Source organism: Oleiphilus sp. HI0128, from assembly GCF_001635365.1.
In genome coordinates this window covers 1-370 of the sequence record NZ_LWGG01000362.1, presented here as the reverse complement: position 1 = coordinate 370, position 370 = coordinate 1, and the positions used below count along the sequence as shown (strand labels likewise).

General features: G+C 38.6%; 1 pseudogene. It reads right to left on the bottom strand.

From position 1 onward, the window contains the following. Positions 1–159: pseudogene (locus tag A3763_RS04520) on the bottom strand (HAD-IB family hydrolase); the annotation flags it as partial. Positions 160–370: the final 211 nt, after the last annotated feature.

The window sequence follows — 370 nt, the reverse complement described above, 5'->3', positions numbered from 1 at the left end:
GTCGAGTTCACCATTTTGGTAATCCAAAAGAAATTGATCATTGGCCTCTTTGTAAACTTGAGCGTCGACAATAGACTTTTCGACGAGAAATTCGCCCCAGGCATGGTCGCTATCACCCGCGATTAATGTGTTGTCTAAGTCGAAAATTGCCAGTGCCACTTATGTACTCCCCCGAGAGTGTTTTATGCTAAATAACGACCAATCACAAAGGGTCGATTTCGATGAATAGAAAATCATATCAGATCATCTCTTTAAAAACTCATTAAGATCTTAAAAGTAGTCTAGAATTGATTGATATATCTAGCATAATTAATTATTTGCCCGCTCATGGGTTTGCTGTATCGGGCAAATTCTGAAAGAATGAAGGCAA